We start from the raw sequence: 16,165 nt of genomic DNA, 5'->3' as shown, positions 1-16,165 counted from the left end.
TTACGAATATGTCGGGATGCTTCCGCGACTCAACGGAAGGGCGTGCGTGCGAAATCCATCACCCAGTTCGTTTCCCAGGTCTTGCCACCGTCGCCGGAGAACGCCTGCTCCCAACGTGGCGTGGCGGTCGTGATTCCTGTCCACAGCTGACGCACGAGGATGGGCTTGCCTTGCAGCGTGTCCTCGCCCTCGAACCTGCCCACGCCGTCGACGAAGCGGCCATGCACCGGCGGTTGCATCACGCCGTCGCGATTGGCGATCCAGTAATCGCTCCATGATCCAGCCTGCTTGTTGTAGAACCGGACCGAAACTCCCAGCGCGCCGGTCTCATCGGAACGCAATTCGTCGTAATTGCCCATGCCATCCAGCAACGGCACGCCGATCAGGGTACCGGTGGAGGTCACCCACTCGTTCGATCCTTGCAACTGCTTCGGCAGACGCTTGTTGCGCACATACCAATGCCCGCGCAGGAAATCGAAGTCGCGAACGGAAGCCGACTGATCCGGCGCGACGACTTGTGGCACCGATGCTTTTGCTTGCGGCGCGGCCTCGGCGATCCCGGCGACGGCAAGCGGCAACATGGCGGAAACGACAGCGTGAACAAGACGGAACGAATGACGCATGAGAGCGACTCCTGTGCGTGAACCCATCGAAGGGACGGCGATAGGCGCCGTCAGCGGCAAGCGCCCCGGCGCCGTGATGGAAACAGGCTAGAATCTAATTAGGCCGATTTAAGACCTAATTTGTTGCTACGCTACCGTCATGGAGCGCCCCACTCTCCGCGTCCTCGCCGTGCTCGAACTGCTGCAGGCCCATGGCCGCATGTCGGGCTCGGAGCTTGCGCGCCGCATCGACGTCGACGGCCGCACCTTGCGCCGTTACATCGCCATGCTGGAAGAGATCGGCATCCCGATCGTGGCCGAACGCGGGCGCTACGGCGGCTATGCCCTGGTCGCTGGATTCAAGCTGCCACCGATGATGTTCACCGACGACGAGGCGCTGGCCCTCTCGGTCGGACTGCTGGCCGCGCGCGGCCTCGGACTCACCGACGCCGCGCCCGCTGTCGCCAGCGCGCAAGCGAAGCTGGAGCGCGTCATGCCGACCACGCTCAAGCGGCGCGTGCGCGCCATCGACGAGACCGTCTCGCTGGACCTGTCGCCCGGCACGGCCGTGCCGGGCAGCAGCATGGCACTGATGACCCTGAGTTCCGCAGCGCAGTCACGTCAGCGCGTGCACCTGCACTACCGCACGACGCAGCGCGGCGCCACCGAGCGCGATTTCGATCCCTACGGCCTGGCTTGGCGCGGCGGGCGCTGGTATGTGGTCGGTCACTGCCATCTGCGCGAGGACGTGCGTTCATTCCGTCTCGACCGTATCGAAGCGGTTGGATTACTGCCGAGAAGCTTCAGGCGTCCGGAAGGATTCGACGCGCTCGGCTATCTGGCCTTCTCCCTCGCCTCGCTGCCGCGTGCCTATGCCATCGAGGTGCGCCTGGCCGCCGATCTGGCGACGGTGAAAGAAGCGCTGTTCGAGACGATCGGCATCTTCGAGCCCGACGGCGATGGCGTCGTCCTGTTCGCACAAGTCGATGATCTGGGCTGGTTCGCGCGCGAACTCTCACGCCTGCCATTCGATTTCGAGATCCGAGCACCGGCGGCGCTACGTGATGCGCTGCATGATCAGGGCGCACGCCTGCAACGTCTCGCCAACCCCGAAACGTCGCCGCAATCGCGATCAGAGCCAGCCCGTCGCCAACGCGCAAGCCGGCGCCAGCAATAGCACCCACGGCGCGCGACGCGCATCGAGCGCATGCGCGAGCACCCACGCCAGCGCACCGAGACACAGCAGCACCGTCCACAACACCGGACCGAATTCCCAGCCACCGCGGCGCACCAGCAGCACGAACGATGCCATTTGCAGCAGTACGCCCAGCGCGCCGAAGGCGCGGCCACGCAAGCGGCCCGCCTCGCGACCGAACGTCGCCAGATGATGCCGCGGCTGCGCAAGACTGATCCCTGCCCAACCGGCGATGGACAGGCCGGCGCAAAGCCAATACGGATTCATGCCGATGCCTCCGCGCGGCTTCGAAGTATGTCCGGCTGCTTGTCTTCGACTCGACTGGCGCGTCGCGCCAGCCACGCAAAAGCCGCGCCGAAGGCCAGCAGTACCCAATCCACGGAAGCCACCGCCCAGGCGCCTGCCGGAACGGTGTGCAGCAACGATCCCTCCGGCGCTACCGCCATCGACAACAGCGGAAGACCAAGACAGAGCAGCGCCGTCACGAAGAACAGCTCGCGCCACGGATTGCCGCGCCTCAGGCGCAGGCATGCCCACAACGCGGAGACGATCCACGCCGCGCAGAAGATGCGGATTTCCTGCGTCGCCCGCTCCGCGATCCCATCCGGCAGCAAACGATTCGCCCACAGCATCGACACGACCGCCAGCGGCATGCCCGCCACCGCGCCGATATTGAGCGCGCGCACCAGCCCATAGCCGGACACGACACCTGCCTCGCGCACGCGCCTGGCGCGCTTCTCCACCCAGACCTGCATGCCGCACGCCAGCATCACGCATCCGGACAATCCGAGCAGGAAATACAGCCAGCGGAACAACATCCCGCCGAACTGCACCATGTGCAGGCCGCCGAGGAAGGTATAGGTGTGATAGCCCCCGCTCGGTTGCTGGCCTCCGGCCATGTACGCACCGGTGATGCCGTCGTAATAAACGGAGCGATAGTTCCACGCCACGTGACGGCTGTGATCGAGCGCAACGTTCACCACGGTGGACGCATCGTTCGGGTGCTCGATGGCGATGATCCAGGGATCGGCGCCCAGCCGCTTGCGCGCATCGTCGATCATCGGTTGCAAGGGCGCGCGCAAAGGCGGAGGCCTGTGCATTTCCTCGCGATGCGTATACGGCGCCGCCTCCTTGTAGAACTTCTCGGCATCGCCACGATAGCCGGCCTGCAAGCCAGCCGTCATGTAAGAGGCCACGAAGATCGCGACGCCCGTGTAGGCGATCATCAAGTGGAACGGCAGGCCGAGCACGCCGGTGATGTTGTGACCGTCGAGCCAGGCGCGCTGTCCGCCGCCGCGGAAACGGAACAGGAAGAAATCCTTGAAGATGCGCTTGTGGATGACGATCCCGGTCAGGATCGCCACCAGCATCATCATGCCGGCCAGCCCGACCAGGTACATGCCGATCGTGCCGGCGTGCAGGTTGTAGTGCAGCGTGAAGAAGAACTCGCCGCCGGCGGTGTCGCGCAGCTTCGCGCCGGTCGCCGCATCGTAGGCGTGGATTTCGAAGCGGCCGTCATCGTGATAGGCGCCGGCCTTCATCGCCGGGAAGCGCGCCCTCGGCAGATACAGATACCAGGCGTGCGCTTCCGGATCTGTTTTTTCCAACTCGGCGACGAGCTTGTCGACAGCCGGTCGCGCAGGCGCTTCTGCGGCCATGCCCGGACGCATCCAGCGATCCAGTTCGGTATCGAAGCAGGCGATGGTGCCGCCGACGAAGATCACGAACAGCATCCAGCCGACGACCAACCCGGCCCAGGTGTGCAGCCACGCCATGCTTTGCGAGAAGCTGTTCTTCACGGCTTCTCCTTCTCGCGTCCGGGTCGCTTGTCCATCGGGATCATGGCCGCATCGCCTGCGCGCCGAAAACGAGCGCGATCGCATACAGAACGCCACCGATCGACAGCAACACCCACCACGCGCGCCAATTGCTGCGCGCGGCGAAGGCATACATCGCCGCCGCCGCCCAGATCGCGAAGCACCACAGACTGGCCGTGATTACGCGATTCGGCCGCGACATCGGCAAGACCAGCGTCAGGAACGCGGTACTGCTCCAAGCTACCCAATATCCGCCGACCAGCGCGGCCAACACACGCGCGACCACGGTCCAGGGATGCACGCCGCGACGCTGCTTGCGTTCCGCGACGACCTGCTTGTGCGTCCCGGCCGTGCTCACCGACGCAGCCGCGCTCGTGGAAGTCCCTCAGCCGGCGGAGCCGGCGGCACCCGCGGAATCCGGGAGGCTGCGTGCGGGGAAGTCGACATCAATGTTCCGGGTCGAGGGAATCGGCGCGTCAGGGGACGAATCGGCTGGCGTAGACCGCGGGCTGGCTGCGATTTTAACGAGATTGATTCTCATGCGCAAACAGCGCCCACACCCCGTCGGCGTGGCACATCGCTGTGACAAATCGCCCCTCCCCGCGAATCACCTGCTTAAACCAGCAAGTTCAAGCCAGCGCGCTTAAACCAACGCGCTCAAGCCCGCACAATCACCAGGACCACGCCAGCCCGCATGGAACAGACAGCCGTCATGACGACAGATGCCAAGGAGCGGTTCGGCGCCCTGCTCGAGGCGCATCGCGGGATCGTGCTCAAAGTGGCCAGCACCTACGCCTTCGGCCCGGAGGATCGTGCCGATCTCGCGCAGGAGATCGCGACGCAGCTGTGGCGCGCCTATCCCCGCTATGACGCATCACATGCCTTCTCCACGTGGATGTACCGGATCGCGCTCAATGTGGCGATCTCGCACGTGCGCGGCAGCGCCCACCGCGACAGGCACTCCGTCGCGTTCGACGACGCCCTGCACGATGTCGCCGACGAACACGGCGTCGATCTCGAGGCCGGCCAGCGCGTCCGCGCCCTGCACCGCTTCATCAGGCAACTGCCGCGGCTGGAGCGCGCGCTGATGCTGCTGTACCTGGAAGACCACAGCACCCGCGAAATCTCCGAAATCCTCGGCATCGGCGAGAGCAACGTCACCACCAAGATCAGCCGCCTCAAGCAACGCATCCGCAACGAAATCTGATTCCGCTCCAACACATTCCGACAAGGATTCGCACGAACCGCAATGGAAACCCTCATGGAACTCGACGAACTGAAAGCCACCTGGCAGTCCCTGGACCGCCGCCTGCAACAGCACAACGCCATCAACCTGCAGCTGTTCCGCGACAGCCGGCTGGACAAGGCACGCTCGCGCCTGCGCCCGCTGTTCTGGGGACAGATCGCGCAGATCCTGTTCGGCCTGCTGTTCGTGCTGATGGCGGCCGCGCTCTGGTCGCGGCAGCCGGAGACGGCATCTGTGGTGATCGCGGGCGTGATCGTCCATCTCTACGGCGTGGTCACGATCGCGCTCGCTGGCGGCACCCTCGCCAAGATCTCCGCCATCGACTACGCAGCGCCGGTGCTGGAGATCCAGAAACAGCTGACCGCGCTGCGCAAGTTCTACATGCGCAACGGCATGATCACCGGCCTGTCCTGGTGGGTGCTGTGGGTGCCGGTGCTGATGGTGCTGGCCGGGCTCGGCGGCGGCGATCTGTATGCCCGCGCGCCTTCCGTGATCTGGATCGGCCTGGGCATCGGCGTCCCCGGACTGCTCGCGACCTGGTGGTTCCATCGCTGGGCGCACCATCCTAGCCACGGCCAGCTCGGCAAGCGCCTCGACGACAGCGCCGTCGGCGGCAGCATCCGCAAGACGCAAAGCCTGATCGACGAAATCGCGCGCTTCGAACAGGAGTGATTCGAGCCGCGCCATCCTCACGGCCATGAAAAAGGGCGGAACCAGTCCGCCCTTTTTCGATGCTCAAGCCGCTACCGATCAGCGCAGGCTGTAACCCGATACGCGCCAGGTCTTGTCCTCATCGAGACGGAAGGACACGAGCTCGCGCACCGGCTGCTGCGCATTGGCGAACTTGGTCGGCACCGCGATGTTCAGATACAGCCCTTCCGGCACGCGATCGCCCGCCCGGAACTGCGAGCGCGTCACCACGGCCTGTCCACGTCCGGCGGGCTTGCCGAGCTTGTTGCGATCGATGGTGACCTGCTTGACGAACTCGTCGCGCGTCACCGCGCGCTTCATCGTCGCCGAGGCGGAATCCCAAATCTCGCCGATACGATTGCCATCGACCATCTGGATGACCTGCTGCGCGGCCTGGGTCATCTGTGCGTTCTGCTTGGCGAGCTGCGCCTGCTGCTCTGGAGTCAATGCGGGCTGCGCGGGCTTCGCCGCGGCGGCCTGCTGGCCCTGTGCCGGCGCCGGACGCGAGGGCTGGGCCTGCTGCGCGGAAACGCTTCCGATACAGCCAAGCAGAGCCAGGGGCAGGAGAAGGCGGCTAAGCTTCATGAACATTCCTTGCGAAAGGGTGCGGAGGTCAGCGAGTCTACGACAAGGCCGCCGACCACGCCCACGTGAAATTGGTCACATATTGCAGAAATAACCGCTACCGATGTCTTTTCGTGCATCCGGCGCGGCGCACTGCGACACTGTGGAATCCATTCGCCTTTCTTCCTTTCCATGCACCACATCGATTTCCAGCTTGACCGGGACTACGTCGAGCTCAACCAGCTGCTGAAACTCGCCGGCCTTTGCGACAGCGGCGGTGCCGGCAAGGCCATGGTCGCCGAGGGGCTGGTGCGGGTGGACGGTGCGGTCGAACTACGCAAGACCTGCAAGATCCGCGCCGGCCAGACCGTGCAGACCGGCGACACGGAGATTCGCGTCAGGGATTGATGCTCGTGGCGCTTGCTGGCTGCAGCGGGATCACGGCCATCGGACTTTCCGCCAGACATTTCTCATCCGGGAATCCGTAGCGTTCACGCAGCGGCTGCGCGCACGATTCGAGATCGTGCGGAGAAGATTTGTCCGCCGCCGTGCATTCGGTGTCGTAGGCGCGTTGATAGGCGTCCCTGCGCTTGACGAAATCATCGCCGCAGCGACGCGCGAGGCGGATGCGGTCGAGATCGTCCTGCACCGCGTTGGCGCCGGAAAGCCCGTACTCCTTCAACTCGGTGTCGGTGAGCAGGCGCAGACTGCGATTGGGCACCGTCATCATCAGATCGGCCACAGCGGCGGAAGCACCGTTGCGTTCGAGATAGTCCTTTATTTCGCCATAGACCTCGCGCAATTCCTGACTCAGCTCGGCGCGCGTGTTCGCCTTCGAGCCGACGCGGATCATGCGATGGATGCCGATACGTCCGGCGATCTGCCGATCGTCGCCAGCGGCCAGCACCAGGACACAGGCGCTGTGACAGATCGCGTTCTCGCGAACGCGGATCGTCCATTGCGATTCGGCGATGGCATCGCCCGCCGGCATCGCGTCCTCGACGCGACCGCCGGTGGAATCGATGTCGAGGATGCGACGCCCGATATGCAGGCGATCGGCCATCGCCGCCACGCGTTGCACGAGCGCGGTGAAATCGCTGCCGATCTTGCCCTTGTAACGCGCGCGTACCTGGCCTGTTTCGCGGCACGACGCCATGGCGTCGGAAATGCTCTTGAAATCGAGATCGGTGAGCAGCCCTTTCGGCGGTGCGATTTGCTCCTCGGTGTCTTCTTTCTCGCCCGCGGTGCCGCCCTCGTCCTTCTTTTCATCGCCGGCGGTCGCGGTTTTGGCGTCCGGCTTCGGAGTCGGCGCCGGCGTCCCCTGTTGCTGCACGACGTCGGGCGGATCGATCTTGATTTCCGGCAGAGGATCGTCGGCCTCACAGCTGATGGAAGCCTCTCCCGAGGTCATCCGGATCGGCGGCCAATCGGTGCCCTTGAGCACGTCCACGCGCGCCGCCTTGGCCGGCTTGGCGTCGCTACTCAACGCGCCGCTGTCCTCGCCGCTGTTGGCGGGCACCGTCAGCGGCTTCTGCAGCGGCAAGGGCGCAGGCGCCTGCTGCCGACAGCCGATGAGAACCAGGCCGACCACCAATGGGAAAAGGAGCTTCGAGGTACGCAAGCGAGCTACCGGGACAGGACCGCGATGCAGCGGCCGCGATGGGAGAGAGACTCAAGTGTATGGCGAAGCGGATTCGACAATGCCAACCGTCGGTGAATCCGCTAGTTTCGGAGCCTCAGCGCCCGTCTAATCGGCACGCACGGGCCGACGACGACATTATTTCTGCAAACGGCTCGCATGGCTGGCCACCATCTTCCAATGTCCGCCGCGATAGACCCAGGTGTCGGTGAACTGGAAATCGCCGGAGAACTGGGTCTCGCCGGAACGTCCCTTCACCGTGGTGATGCCGGTGACGATGGCGGCATCGCCGTACAGACGGATGTTCTGGTCGTGATTGCGGAATTCCGTGTAGAGCGGATCGCGCTTCTCGACCTCGGCGAGGTTCTGCGACAGGTCCGTGACCACGCCGCGCGAATCGGTCAGCGTGAACGTCTCGTCCAGCGATTCGCGCAAGGCCTTCGCGTCGCCCTGCTCGAAAGCACGGCACAGTGCGGCTTCCACGCGCAGGATTTCGGATTTGTCCTGTTCCGCATCGCGTGCCTGCGCGACAGCAGCGGTCGTGGCGAGTACAGCGGCGAACATCAGCATCAACGGCTTCATGATCACTCCGGTCTTGAGGAAGACATCGCGGCACGGCCCCGGCCGTGTACCCAGCGCTGCGCATCTTAGAGGGAGTTTTCCGTGGGCGCATGGGCCAACCGGCCTATAGCCCGGCCTATATCCGGCGGGAACGCCGCGAGCGGGAATCCGTTGCCCGGAAGGGCAGCTGCGGCGGCCACCCTCGGGAGGTGAGGCGCTATCGCTATGCCTTCACCACGCGCTGGCCGGCCGCCGCCGCGCGTCGTGGGCGCGCGCTCGCCTGTTCGCTTTCGAGCAAGTGCGTGGCCAGTTCCCGCGCCGAGGCGCGCAGTTCGGGAACGGCCGTGATCTCCCAAAGCCGGCTGCGCAGCAACGGCCCCAGGCAATACAGCCCGGACACGGTGCGACCGGAAGCGTCCATCACTTCGTACCGTGCCGACGTCTCCACGCCCAGTCCGAACGCATCGGCGCGCACCAGCCCCGATTCGCGCAGGTGCATCATCAAGGGATGCGTGGTACGGGAGATGTCCGTGTCCAGCCCGGTCGCACGGATCAGATAATCGTAGTGCTCGCTGTTCATGCGTGTCTGCCCGCGATCGCGGATCAACGTGTCGACACCGCTTCCGTCTGTGGAAAGTCCCGCGCGCAACAAGCGCCCTGCCCTGATCCGCAACTGGCCGCTCACCTGTAGTTCGTCCAGCTCCGCGGCGACTTGCGGGGCGAGGCGATGACGGAAGATTTCCCAGTACGAGCGCACATGCCGCACGAAACGCCCACGCTGCACCGGCGACAGGCTCGTCCAGAACGCCTGGGTGTGCGGTCGCAGGGCATCGATCACACTGCGCCAGTCGTGCACCACCGGCGCCAGCGAGCGGATCGCGCGCAACAACTGCCCGACGTCGCGCGTCGCCAATGCGCGACGCAGGTGTGGAGGCAACTCGATCACGGGGCTCGGGTCGGGCAGATGGTGTTGCGGCAGACGGCCATGTCGCGAAAGCGCCGTGATCGCACCGCGATGTTCGCGGCGGCGCAGCGTCGCCACCACGTCCGCCATCGTCAGACCGGTGCCCACGATCAACAGACGCGCATCGGACGGGATGCGGTCGATCGCGCCGTCCTGCCACGGCCAACCGATGTAGCGCGCATGTGCGGCCAGCCGCGGCCCGACTCCGGCCAACCGCTGCGGCGGCAGCGCGCCCAGCGCGAGCACGACGCGATCGCTGAAGAAATCACTGCCGTCGGCGAGATGAATGCGAAAGCCACCTGGCTGCCGCTCGATCATGATCGCCTCGTATTCCAGGCAGGTCAGATTCGACGACAGCGCCTGCGCCGACTGCAGACGATCCTGCAGGTATTCGCCATACGCCAATCGCGGCAGGAAGCTGTCACGTCCGCGCTCGGTGAGGTTGAGCCAGTCGGCGAATTCGCCGGGGTTGTCCACGCTCGCGCCCAACTGCCGCGCCCGCACGTTGAGAAGATGTTCCGGCCGTGATTCGCCATAAGCCACGCCGCGCCCGAACGTATTGCGCACGCCGACCAGGCAGACGTCGAGATCGGAGTCGTTCGGCGTCGCCAGTTCCGTCGCGAGAGCGGTTCCGCTGAAGCCGGCTCCGATGATGCTGATGCGCATGACAGACTCCCCGCTTGAAGTGGCGCAACTTGTAGCAGGGCGATTCGCGCGGCATGTAAAAAGCAGGTTAGCGGGGAAACCGCGCGTGTCAAGAATTCGAAAAGATGCATTTGTAACGCGATGTAACTTTCGGATTCGGAACGCATGCGTCATGCAGCGAACAAGACATGACGAACGGTTATCTTCAGATGCCGGAACAGCGTTGCTGTTGCGCAGCATCAAGCGATCGCGAGACCCTCCCGCGCCTTGCACAAACGATCGTGCAGCTTGCGGACTTCGTCCGCTTTTTCATCGATCGCGCCCTCTCCCGCTTCGCCGACATAACGACATGCGGCATAGGCAAGGGAAGCATGCTCGTATTCACGAATCCATCGGCGGCGTCCTTCCAGGTGTTCCGGCTTCACCGGCCAGACGCCGGGGCGAGGCCGCATGTGGAAATGAATGCCAATGCGCCAGGGCTTCGGAGTCAACCGTGCCCTGAAACACGATTGCTGCTTGCACATCAGCGCATAGATGCTGTCCGCGCCCAGCGCATCGAAGCAGGCCTGCACCGCGGGTTCGTTCGGTGTGAATGTGCGGTGCAGGGCCAGGAGCCGCAAACCTCCCGGGGTGCTGTATTTGGATATGCGCCAATCCGGGTTTGATTGCAGAAATGCATCCAGCCGCTGTTGCGCGCGCAGTTCCGGCCCGCCTCCCCTGGCCCACAAGCTGCGTTGCACACGGATCGCGATGCCCTGGCCGATCAGCACGGCCGGAATGATCAAGATCACCGGGATCAGGATCGATCCCCTCCAGATTCCAATCGCGATCGCGACCATGACCATCGACAGAATGGACCAGCCATACAGGCGCGCACTGGGCCCCGGATCCTCGAAATCGATGTCGGCGAACAGGACATCCGGCGTGTTGAGACACAGGGCACCGTAGCTGTTGCGGGTGATGACCACATCCCCGTGCCGATCGACGATCTCCTCGCGGATGGGCAAGCCTTCGGCACCGTTGTAAGGAATCTTGTGATCGAGACGCCGCGTTTCCTTGCCGGCCAGTACCTGCTCCATGGCTTCGCGTACTCGCGCATCGGCATGCGCCTGCGCGGCTTCCTGACTTTCGTCGGACCAGCCGAACCGGCGAACCGTGACCCGCTGTTTCCCCTTGCGATGCTGCGACCTGGCTTCAGCCCAGTACTGTGGAACGATCATCCCCCCTCCTTGTGATCATGCATGCACGCCATCGCGGCTGTAGTGCCGTCCTATTTCGGTATGTCCAGTTCGCTCTCCGGCTTGCGCAGGGGCGACAAGGAAGCCAGATTCTATCGCTCCATCCGTCTCACAGCCTGCGCCAGGCTGATCCGGTCCTCGTAGAATCCACCTCGACATCGTATCCGCCGGAGACCTGTCCATGCCCACTCGCGATGACCGGATCACCGCCTACATCGCCAGGTCCGCGCCCTTCGCCCGCCCCATCCTCGAACACTTGCGCGCCATCGTGCACGAGGCCTGCCCGGACGTCGAAGAGACCATCAAATGGGGCTTTCCGCATTTCACCCACGGTGGCCGAATCTTGGCCGGCATGTCCGCGTTCAAGCAGCATGCCGCCTTCGCCGTGCCTATGCTGGGTGCTACTGGCGATGGCGCGGAAAAACAGGCGGTGGACAAAACCGGCGAGGCCATGGGCCACTACGGTCGAATCACTGCGATCTCCGACTTGCCATCCAAACGCACCCTGATCGCTCAGCTCAAGCAGGCCGCCAAGGCCATCGATGCCGGCGCGAAGCGCCCCGGCCCCAAAAAACATAAGCCGAAGCCGCCGCTGCAAGTTCCCGACCATTTGACCAAGGCGCTGTCGAAGAACCCCTCGGCCAAGGCGCACTTCGGCAAGTTCCCGCCGAGCAAGCAGCGCGACTACATCGAATGGATCGTCGAGGCCAAGCGTGAGGAGACCCGCGAACGACGCGTCGCGCAATCCGTCGAATGGATCGCCGAAGGAAAAGGCCGCAACTGGAAATACGAAAAAAGCTGAAGCGACCACTCAGTCCATCGATCGAACGATGAAGGCGAACCCGCGGTTCGCCTCCACGGTCAGCGCTCCGATCAGCGCTCCATCGGCAATTTCAGCCCTTGCTCTTTCGCGCACTGTTGCGCGATCTCGTATCCGGCATCGGCATGCCGCATCACACCGGTACCGGGATCGTTCCACAGCACCCGCGCGATGCGCTTGTCGGCGGCCTCGCTGCCGTCGCAGACGATGACCACACCGGCGTGCTGGGAATACCCCATTCCCACGCCGCCGCCGTGATGCAATGAGACCCAGGTGGCACCGCCGGCGACGTTGAGCATCGCGTTCAACAACGGCCAGTCGGAGACTGCATCGCTGCCGTCCTTCATCGCTTCGGTTTCGCGGTTCGGCGATGCGACGCTGCCGGAGTCGAGATGATCGCGGCCGATCACGACCGGCGCCTTCAGTTCACCATTGCGCACCATTTCGTTGAACGCGAGGCCGAGCTTGTGGCGCTGCCCCAATCCCACCCAGCAGATGCGCGCCGGCAATCCCTGGAAACTGATGCGCTCCCTCGCCATGTCCAACCAGTTGTGCAGATGCTTGTCGTCGGGAATCAGTTCCTTGACCTTGGCATCGGTCTTGTAGATGTCCTCGGGATCGCCGGACAGCGCCACCCAGCGGAACGGGCCGACGCCGCGACAGAACAGCGGACGCACGTACGCCGGCACGAAGCCCGGGAAGTCGAACGCGTTGGCGCAGCCTTCGTCCTTCGCCATTTGGCGGATGTTGTTGCCGTAATCGAATGTCGGCACGCCCTGCTTCTGGAAGGCGAGCATGGCCTCGACATGCACGCGCATCGATTTCTTGGCGGCATCGCGCACCTTTTCCGGATGCTGCTTCTGCTCGATGAGCCATTGTTCGACAGTCCAGCCGACCGGCAGATAGCCATGCACGGGATCATGCGCGCTGGTCTGATCGGTGACCGCATCCGGCCGCACGCCACGCTCCACCAGCTGCGGCAGGATTTCCGCGGCATTGCCGAGCAATGCGATGGATTTCGCCACGCCGGCCTTCGTGTATTTCTCGATGCGCGCGAGCGCGTCGTCGAGATCATCGGCCTGCTCGTCGACGTAGCGGGTCTTGAGACGGAAATCAATGCGCGACTGCTGGCATTCGATGTTGAGACTGCTGGCACCGGCCAGCGATGCCGCCAGCGGCTGCGCGCCACCCATGCCGCCGAGGCCGGCGGTGAGAATCCACTTGCCGGTCAGATCGCCGCCGTAATGCTGGCGCCCCATCTCGACGAAGGTTTCGTAGGTGCCCTGCACGATGCCTTGCGAGCCGATGTAGATCCAGGAACCGGCCGTCATCTGGCCGTACATCATCAGCCCTTTCTTATCCAACTCGTTGAAGTGTTCCCAGGTGGACCATGCCGGCACCAGGTTCGAGTTTGCGATCAGCACGCGCGGCGCGTCCGGATGCGTAGGGAAGATGCCGACCGGCTTGCCGGACTGCACGAGTAGGGTTTCGTCCTCCTCGAGTGTTTTCAACGATTGCAGGATGGCGTCGAAGCACTCCCAGTCGCGCGCGGCGCGGCCAATCCCGCCGTAGACCACCAGTTCGGCCGGATTCTCGGCCACCTCAGCATCGAGGTTGTTCTGGATCATGCGGAACGGCGCTTCGGTGAGCCAGCTCTTGCAGGTCAGCGTCGCGCCGCGCGGGGCGCGGATCTGGCGGGATGGATCGATGCGAGTGCTCATGGAATCAGGGTCCGCGAAGTCGTGAACCGCAATTATGAGTGTCTGTCCGCGTCGCCGCCAAACCACAGCCAATGTTGGCCGCGCGGGAACTGAACGCATGCAAGGTTTGTCACAGTTCCCCGGAACGCCCTGGATCAGGCGCCACCGGGAACACTCGACACCAGGCATCGGAGAGCCGCATGAGCCTCATCGGAAGACGTTTCGCCTGCACTCTGCTTCTGTTGTTCGCATTCTTCTCGACGCAAAGCGCGGCCGATCCCACGCCATCGACCGACACCGAGCGCGACGCGCGCGTGGCCGCCTTCGCCAGACTCTACGGCGTGGTCCGCTACTTCTACCCTGGCGATTCGGCCCAGGATGTCGACTGGAACCGGTTGGCGGTGCTCGGCGTCGCGGAAGCCCGTGCCGCCCGCGACGAGACCGATCTGCAGGCCCGCCTGCGTGCCTTGTTCGATCCGCTCGGCCCGGGTATCGACATCGCACGCGAGAGCGATGCCTTCCCTGCCCCGCCCGTCGACAACGTGCCGCCACTGGTGGCCTGGCGGTATTCCGGGTTCCCGTCCGACATCGGTCGTATCTACGGCAGCGAGCGCACGGCGCGCCTCAAGGCGGGCTCGGATTTCACGGCCCTGGCCACCCATCTCGATGGACATGCCCTGCGTGGAAAGACCTTGCGCCTGCGGGGTGAGATCAAACCGTTGTCGCCCTTCAAGGCGGACGCGCTGGGACTTTGGCTGCGCGTCGATCGTGAACGCGATCAGGCGGGTTTTTTCGACAACAGCTCCGCGCGCGCCAAGCCCGGAACGGATTGGCAATCGCATGAAATCATCGGCCGCGTGGATGCCGATGCCAGAGCGGTGTTCGTCGGTTTCACGATGCAGTTAGGCGACACCAAGACTCCCGAAGCGGCCCTGAGGCGGTTGACTCTGGAAGTGGACGACGGTGCCGGCCATTGGACGCCGATCGACATTCCCACACTGCGCCTGGCCACGGACGCCTCTTCCAAGGCCTGGTGGTTGACCGGCGGTGTGACGCGGAATATCGACCTCTCCTGGGATGCATCGGAACGCGATACGGGTGCCTTGCGGATGCGCCTCAAAGGCGACCTGTCGAACGGACAACTGTTCGACGCGCCGGCGATGGCCGGAAAAACCGCCGAATTCAAGCTCGGTGCGGGATTGAAGGCGCGAGTGGCATTGACGTTGTCCGACGCGCGCGCGAAGCCCGCGGCCGAGCGCGCTGCGGCGTTGAGTGCGCTGAAGGCGCGTCTGGCGGCACTTCCCGATCCCAAAAAGAACATCGCTTCCGTCGATGTCAGGCAAGCCGACATCGTCGTGGCCTGGAGCGTGTTCGCGCACTTCTATCCCTACTGGGACGTGATCGATGCCGACTGGGGCGCGCAGCTCCCGCGTTCGCTGTCCGACGCCGAAGGCGCCGACACGCGCGCATTGCACAGGCGCACCCTGCAAACGCTCGTCGTGCCCACACAGGACGCGCACGGCACGGTGACCGACCTCACCGCCGGCAAGCGCGGTCTACTTCCGATCGAGATTGAACCGATCGGCGGGCAATGGGTCGTGGTGGCCTCAGCCGTGCCCGACCGCGTGCGTGTTGGCGATGTGGTCACGGCGATCGATGGCGTCGACATCGCGCAAGCGAGACCGCAGCTCGAATCACTCGCGGCCGGCCAGCCATCCTCGCGTCCATGGAAGGCCATCGATGGGCTCCTGTCCGGCCCACTGGGAGAATCACGCACGTTTTCTCTGCAACGCGCCGACGGCGGCATCGCCGAGGCGACGCTGCGCTTCGATGCATCGCAAGCACCGCCGCTGCCGCGGCCGGCCGCCATCGCCGAACTCAAACCGGGGCTCTGGTACCTCGATGTGGCCCGTGTCGACCTTCCCATATTCAACGCACATCTGGACAAGCTCTCGAAGGCACGAGGGCTGATCTTCGACATTCGCGGTTATCCCAAGGACTTTCAGGTGACCAGGAGACTGCTCGCGCACCTGCTGAAGGCGAAAGAACAAGGAAAGTGGGTACACGTTCCTCAGTACATCGGCCCCTTCGGAGAATTGGCTGGATATGACGAGGAAACAGGCTGGAATCTGGAACCACAGGCCCCGCATTTCGGCGGACGCGCCGTGTTCCTCGCCAACGGCGGCACCATCAGCCAGGCCGAACTGATCACCGGCTATGCGCAGGATCAGCATCTGGGAACGATCATGGGTTCCACCACGCGCGGCGTGGACGGCAACATCACCGCGATCAATGCGCCGTCCGGTTTCCACATCATCTTCACTGGGATGAAGGTGACGCATCACGATGGGACCACGCGTTATCACGCGATCGGCACCATGCCGGATGTTGCCGTGGAACCGACGCTCGCCGGCATCCGCGCCGGACGCGACGAAGTGCTCGAAGCCGCTTTGAAACTATTGGACTAAGCGTCCGGGAGCACTT

Annotated in this window: 17 protein-coding genes; 7 read left to right on the top strand and 10 right to left on the bottom strand. The window is 64.3% G+C overall.

Annotated features, from left to right (window positions below; all coding sequences use genetic code 11):
* Positions 1-29: 29 nt before the first annotated feature.
* Positions 30-623: a hypothetical protein gene (locus LG367_RS13240; protein WP_226469735.1), complete on the bottom strand. Its 594-nt coding sequence runs from the start codon at positions 621-623 to the stop codon at positions 30-32.
* Between the two features lie 139 nt (positions 624-762).
* On the opposite strand from LG367_RS13240, the gene LG367_RS13235 reads away from it, so the two are divergent.
* Positions 763-1,779: a helix-turn-helix transcriptional regulator gene (locus LG367_RS13235; RefSeq protein WP_226469734.1), complete on the top strand. Its 1,017-nt coding sequence runs from the start codon at positions 763-765 to the stop codon at positions 1,777-1,779.
* Here the strand turns inward: LG367_RS13235 and LG367_RS13230 are convergent.
* Genes LG367_RS13230 through LG367_RS13220 form a run of 3 tightly spaced genes read right to left on the bottom strand, consistent with a single transcriptional unit; the run spans position 1,735 to position 3,972 of the window.
* A complete protein-coding gene (locus LG367_RS13230) occupies positions 1,735-2,064 on the bottom strand; it encodes a DUF3325 domain-containing protein (RefSeq protein WP_226469733.1) in 330 nt (109 codons plus the stop codon). The two genes, LG367_RS13235 and LG367_RS13230, sit on opposite strands and share 45 nt — an antisense overlap.
* Positions 2,061-3,596, bottom strand: a complete 1,536-nt coding sequence (locus tag LG367_RS13225; RefSeq protein ID WP_226469732.1) for a PepSY-associated TM helix domain-containing protein — start codon at positions 3,594-3,596, stop codon at positions 2,061-2,063. Before LG367_RS13225 ends, LG367_RS13230 begins: the two co-directional genes overlap by 4 nt.
* A 40-nt stretch (positions 3,597-3,636) precedes the next feature.
* Entirely contained in the window at positions 3,637-3,972 is a 336-nt protein-coding gene (locus tag LG367_RS13220; protein ID WP_226469731.1) for a DUF3649 domain-containing protein, read from the bottom strand.
* A 354-nt stretch (positions 3,973-4,326) separates the two neighbouring features.
* On the opposite strand from LG367_RS13220, the gene LG367_RS13215 reads away from it, so the two are divergent.
* Together LG367_RS13215 and LG367_RS13210 are read left to right on the top strand one after the other, a co-directional pair.
* Positions 4,327-4,821 (top strand): RNA polymerase sigma factor, encoded by a 495-nt coding sequence (locus LG367_RS13215; protein WP_226469730.1) that lies wholly within the window; start codon positions 4,327-4,329, stop codon positions 4,819-4,821.
* 42 nt (positions 4,822-4,863) lie between these two features.
* The gene (locus tag LG367_RS13210; RefSeq protein ID WP_226469729.1) at positions 4,864-5,532 is read left to right on the top strand and encodes a serine/threonine protein kinase; all 669 of its coding nucleotides are present in this window, start codon (positions 4,864-4,866) and stop codon (positions 5,530-5,532) included.
* A gap of 78 nt (positions 5,533-5,610) precedes the next feature.
* Here LG367_RS13210 and LG367_RS13205 read toward each other — a convergent pair whose 3' ends face one another.
* Entirely contained in the window at positions 5,611-6,135 is a 525-nt protein-coding gene (locus LG367_RS13205) for a DUF4019 domain-containing protein (RefSeq protein WP_226469728.1), read from the bottom strand.
* A 171-nt stretch (positions 6,136-6,306) separates the two neighbouring features.
* Between LG367_RS13205 and LG367_RS13200 the strand changes: the two genes are divergently transcribed.
* A complete protein-coding gene (locus LG367_RS13200) occupies positions 6,307-6,522 on the top strand; it encodes an RNA-binding S4 domain-containing protein (protein ID WP_226469727.1) in 216 nt (71 codons plus the stop codon).
* Here LG367_RS13200 and LG367_RS13195 read toward each other — a convergent pair.
* From LG367_RS13195 to LG367_RS13180, 4 genes are all read right to left on the bottom strand, one after another.
* Positions 6,512-7,735 (bottom strand): COG3904 family protein, encoded by a 1,224-nt coding sequence (locus tag LG367_RS13195; protein WP_226469726.1) that lies wholly within the window; start codon positions 7,733-7,735, stop codon positions 6,512-6,514. The genes LG367_RS13200 and LG367_RS13195 overlap by 11 nt on opposite strands.
* Before the next feature lie 156 nt (positions 7,736-7,891).
* Positions 7,892-8,335, bottom strand: coding sequence for a nuclear transport factor 2 family protein (locus LG367_RS13190; protein WP_226469725.1), 444 nt, complete (start codon positions 8,333-8,335; stop codon positions 7,892-7,894).
* A 202-nt stretch (positions 8,336-8,537) separates the two neighbouring features.
* Positions 8,538-9,944, bottom strand: coding sequence for an FAD/NAD(P)-binding protein (locus tag LG367_RS13185; RefSeq protein ID WP_226469724.1), 1,407 nt, complete (start codon positions 9,942-9,944; stop codon positions 8,538-8,540).
* A gap of 218 nt (positions 9,945-10,162) precedes the next feature.
* Complete coding sequence (locus LG367_RS13180; protein WP_226469723.1) at positions 10,163-10,891, bottom strand: hypothetical protein; 729 nt, start codon at positions 10,889-10,891, stop codon at positions 10,163-10,165.
* A 6-nt stretch (positions 10,892-10,897) separates the two neighbouring features.
* Here LG367_RS13180 and LG367_RS13175 point away from each other — a divergent pair, with 6 nt between their 5' ends.
* Both LG367_RS13175 and LG367_RS13170 read left to right on the top strand, forming a co-directional pair.
* The gene (locus tag LG367_RS13175; protein WP_226469722.1) at positions 10,898-11,158 is read left to right on the top strand and encodes a hypothetical protein; all 261 of its coding nucleotides are present in this window, start codon (positions 10,898-10,900) and stop codon (positions 11,156-11,158) included.
* A gap of 184 nt (positions 11,159-11,342) precedes the next feature.
* Positions 11,343-11,963, top strand: coding sequence for a YdeI/OmpD-associated family protein (locus LG367_RS13170; protein ID WP_226469721.1), 621 nt, complete (start codon positions 11,343-11,345; stop codon positions 11,961-11,963).
* A gap of 71 nt (positions 11,964-12,034) precedes the next feature.
* On the opposite strand, the gene hutU is transcribed toward LG367_RS13170, so the two are convergent.
* Positions 12,035-13,702 carry a urocanate hydratase gene (hutU, locus tag LG367_RS13165; protein WP_226469720.1) on the bottom strand — a complete coding sequence of 556 codons (1,668 nt, stop codon included), beginning with the start codon at positions 13,700-13,702 and terminating at the stop codon, positions 12,035-12,037.
* 179 nt (positions 13,703-13,881) lie between these two features.
* Between hutU and LG367_RS13160 the strand changes: the two genes are divergently transcribed.
* The gene (locus tag LG367_RS13160) at positions 13,882-16,149 is read left to right on the top strand and encodes a S41 family peptidase (protein WP_226469719.1); all 2,268 of its coding nucleotides are present in this window, start codon (positions 13,882-13,884) and stop codon (positions 16,147-16,149) included.
* Positions 16,150-16,165: the final 16 nt, after the last annotated feature.

This window comes from Luteimonas panaciterrae (assembly GCF_020511115.1).
GTDB lineage: Bacteria > Pseudomonadota > Gammaproteobacteria > Xanthomonadales > Xanthomonadaceae > Luteimonas > Luteimonas panaciterrae.
The sequence above is the reverse complement of the archived record's forward strand: the minus strand, read 5'-3'. Positions and strand labels throughout refer to the sequence as shown.

Excerpts from the sequence above, each read along its gene's own strand:
- LG367_RS13240 (WP_226469735.1), bottom strand. The coding sequence starts at position 623 with ATGCGTCATTCGTTCCGTCTTGTTCACGCTGTCGTTTCCGCCATGTTG.
- LG367_RS13235 (WP_226469734.1), top strand. The coding sequence starts at position 763 with ATGGAGCGCCCCACTCTCCGCGTCCTCGCCGTGCTCGAACTGCTGCAG.
- hutU (WP_226469720.1), bottom strand. The coding sequence starts at position 13,702 with ATGAGCACTCGCATCGATCCATCCCGCCAGATCCGCGCCCCGCGCGGC.
- LG367_RS13205 (WP_226469728.1), bottom strand. The coding sequence starts at position 6,135 with ATGAAGCTTAGCCGCCTTCTCCTGCCCCTGGCTCTGCTTGGCTGTATC.
- LG367_RS13160 (WP_226469719.1), top strand. The coding sequence starts at position 13,882 with ATGAGCCTCATCGGAAGACGTTTCGCCTGCACTCTGCTTCTGTTGTTC.
- LG367_RS13185 (WP_226469724.1), bottom strand. The coding sequence starts at position 9,944 with ATGCGCATCAGCATCATCGGAGCCGGCTTCAGCGGAACCGCTCTCGCG.
- LG367_RS13210 (WP_226469729.1), top strand. The coding sequence starts at position 4,864 with ATGGAAACCCTCATGGAACTCGACGAACTGAAAGCCACCTGGCAGTCC.
- LG367_RS13190 (WP_226469725.1), bottom strand. The coding sequence starts at position 8,335 with ATGAAGCCGTTGATGCTGATGTTCGCCGCTGTACTCGCCACGACCGCT.
- LG367_RS13230 (WP_226469733.1), bottom strand. The coding sequence starts at position 2,064 with ATGAATCCGTATTGGCTTTGCGCCGGCCTGTCCATCGCCGGTTGGGCA.
- LG367_RS13215 (WP_226469730.1), top strand. The coding sequence starts at position 4,327 with ATGACGACAGATGCCAAGGAGCGGTTCGGCGCCCTGCTCGAGGCGCAT.
- LG367_RS13200 (WP_226469727.1), top strand. The coding sequence starts at position 6,307 with ATGCACCACATCGATTTCCAGCTTGACCGGGACTACGTCGAGCTCAAC.
- LG367_RS13170 (WP_226469721.1), top strand. The coding sequence starts at position 11,343 with ATGCCCACTCGCGATGACCGGATCACCGCCTACATCGCCAGGTCCGCG.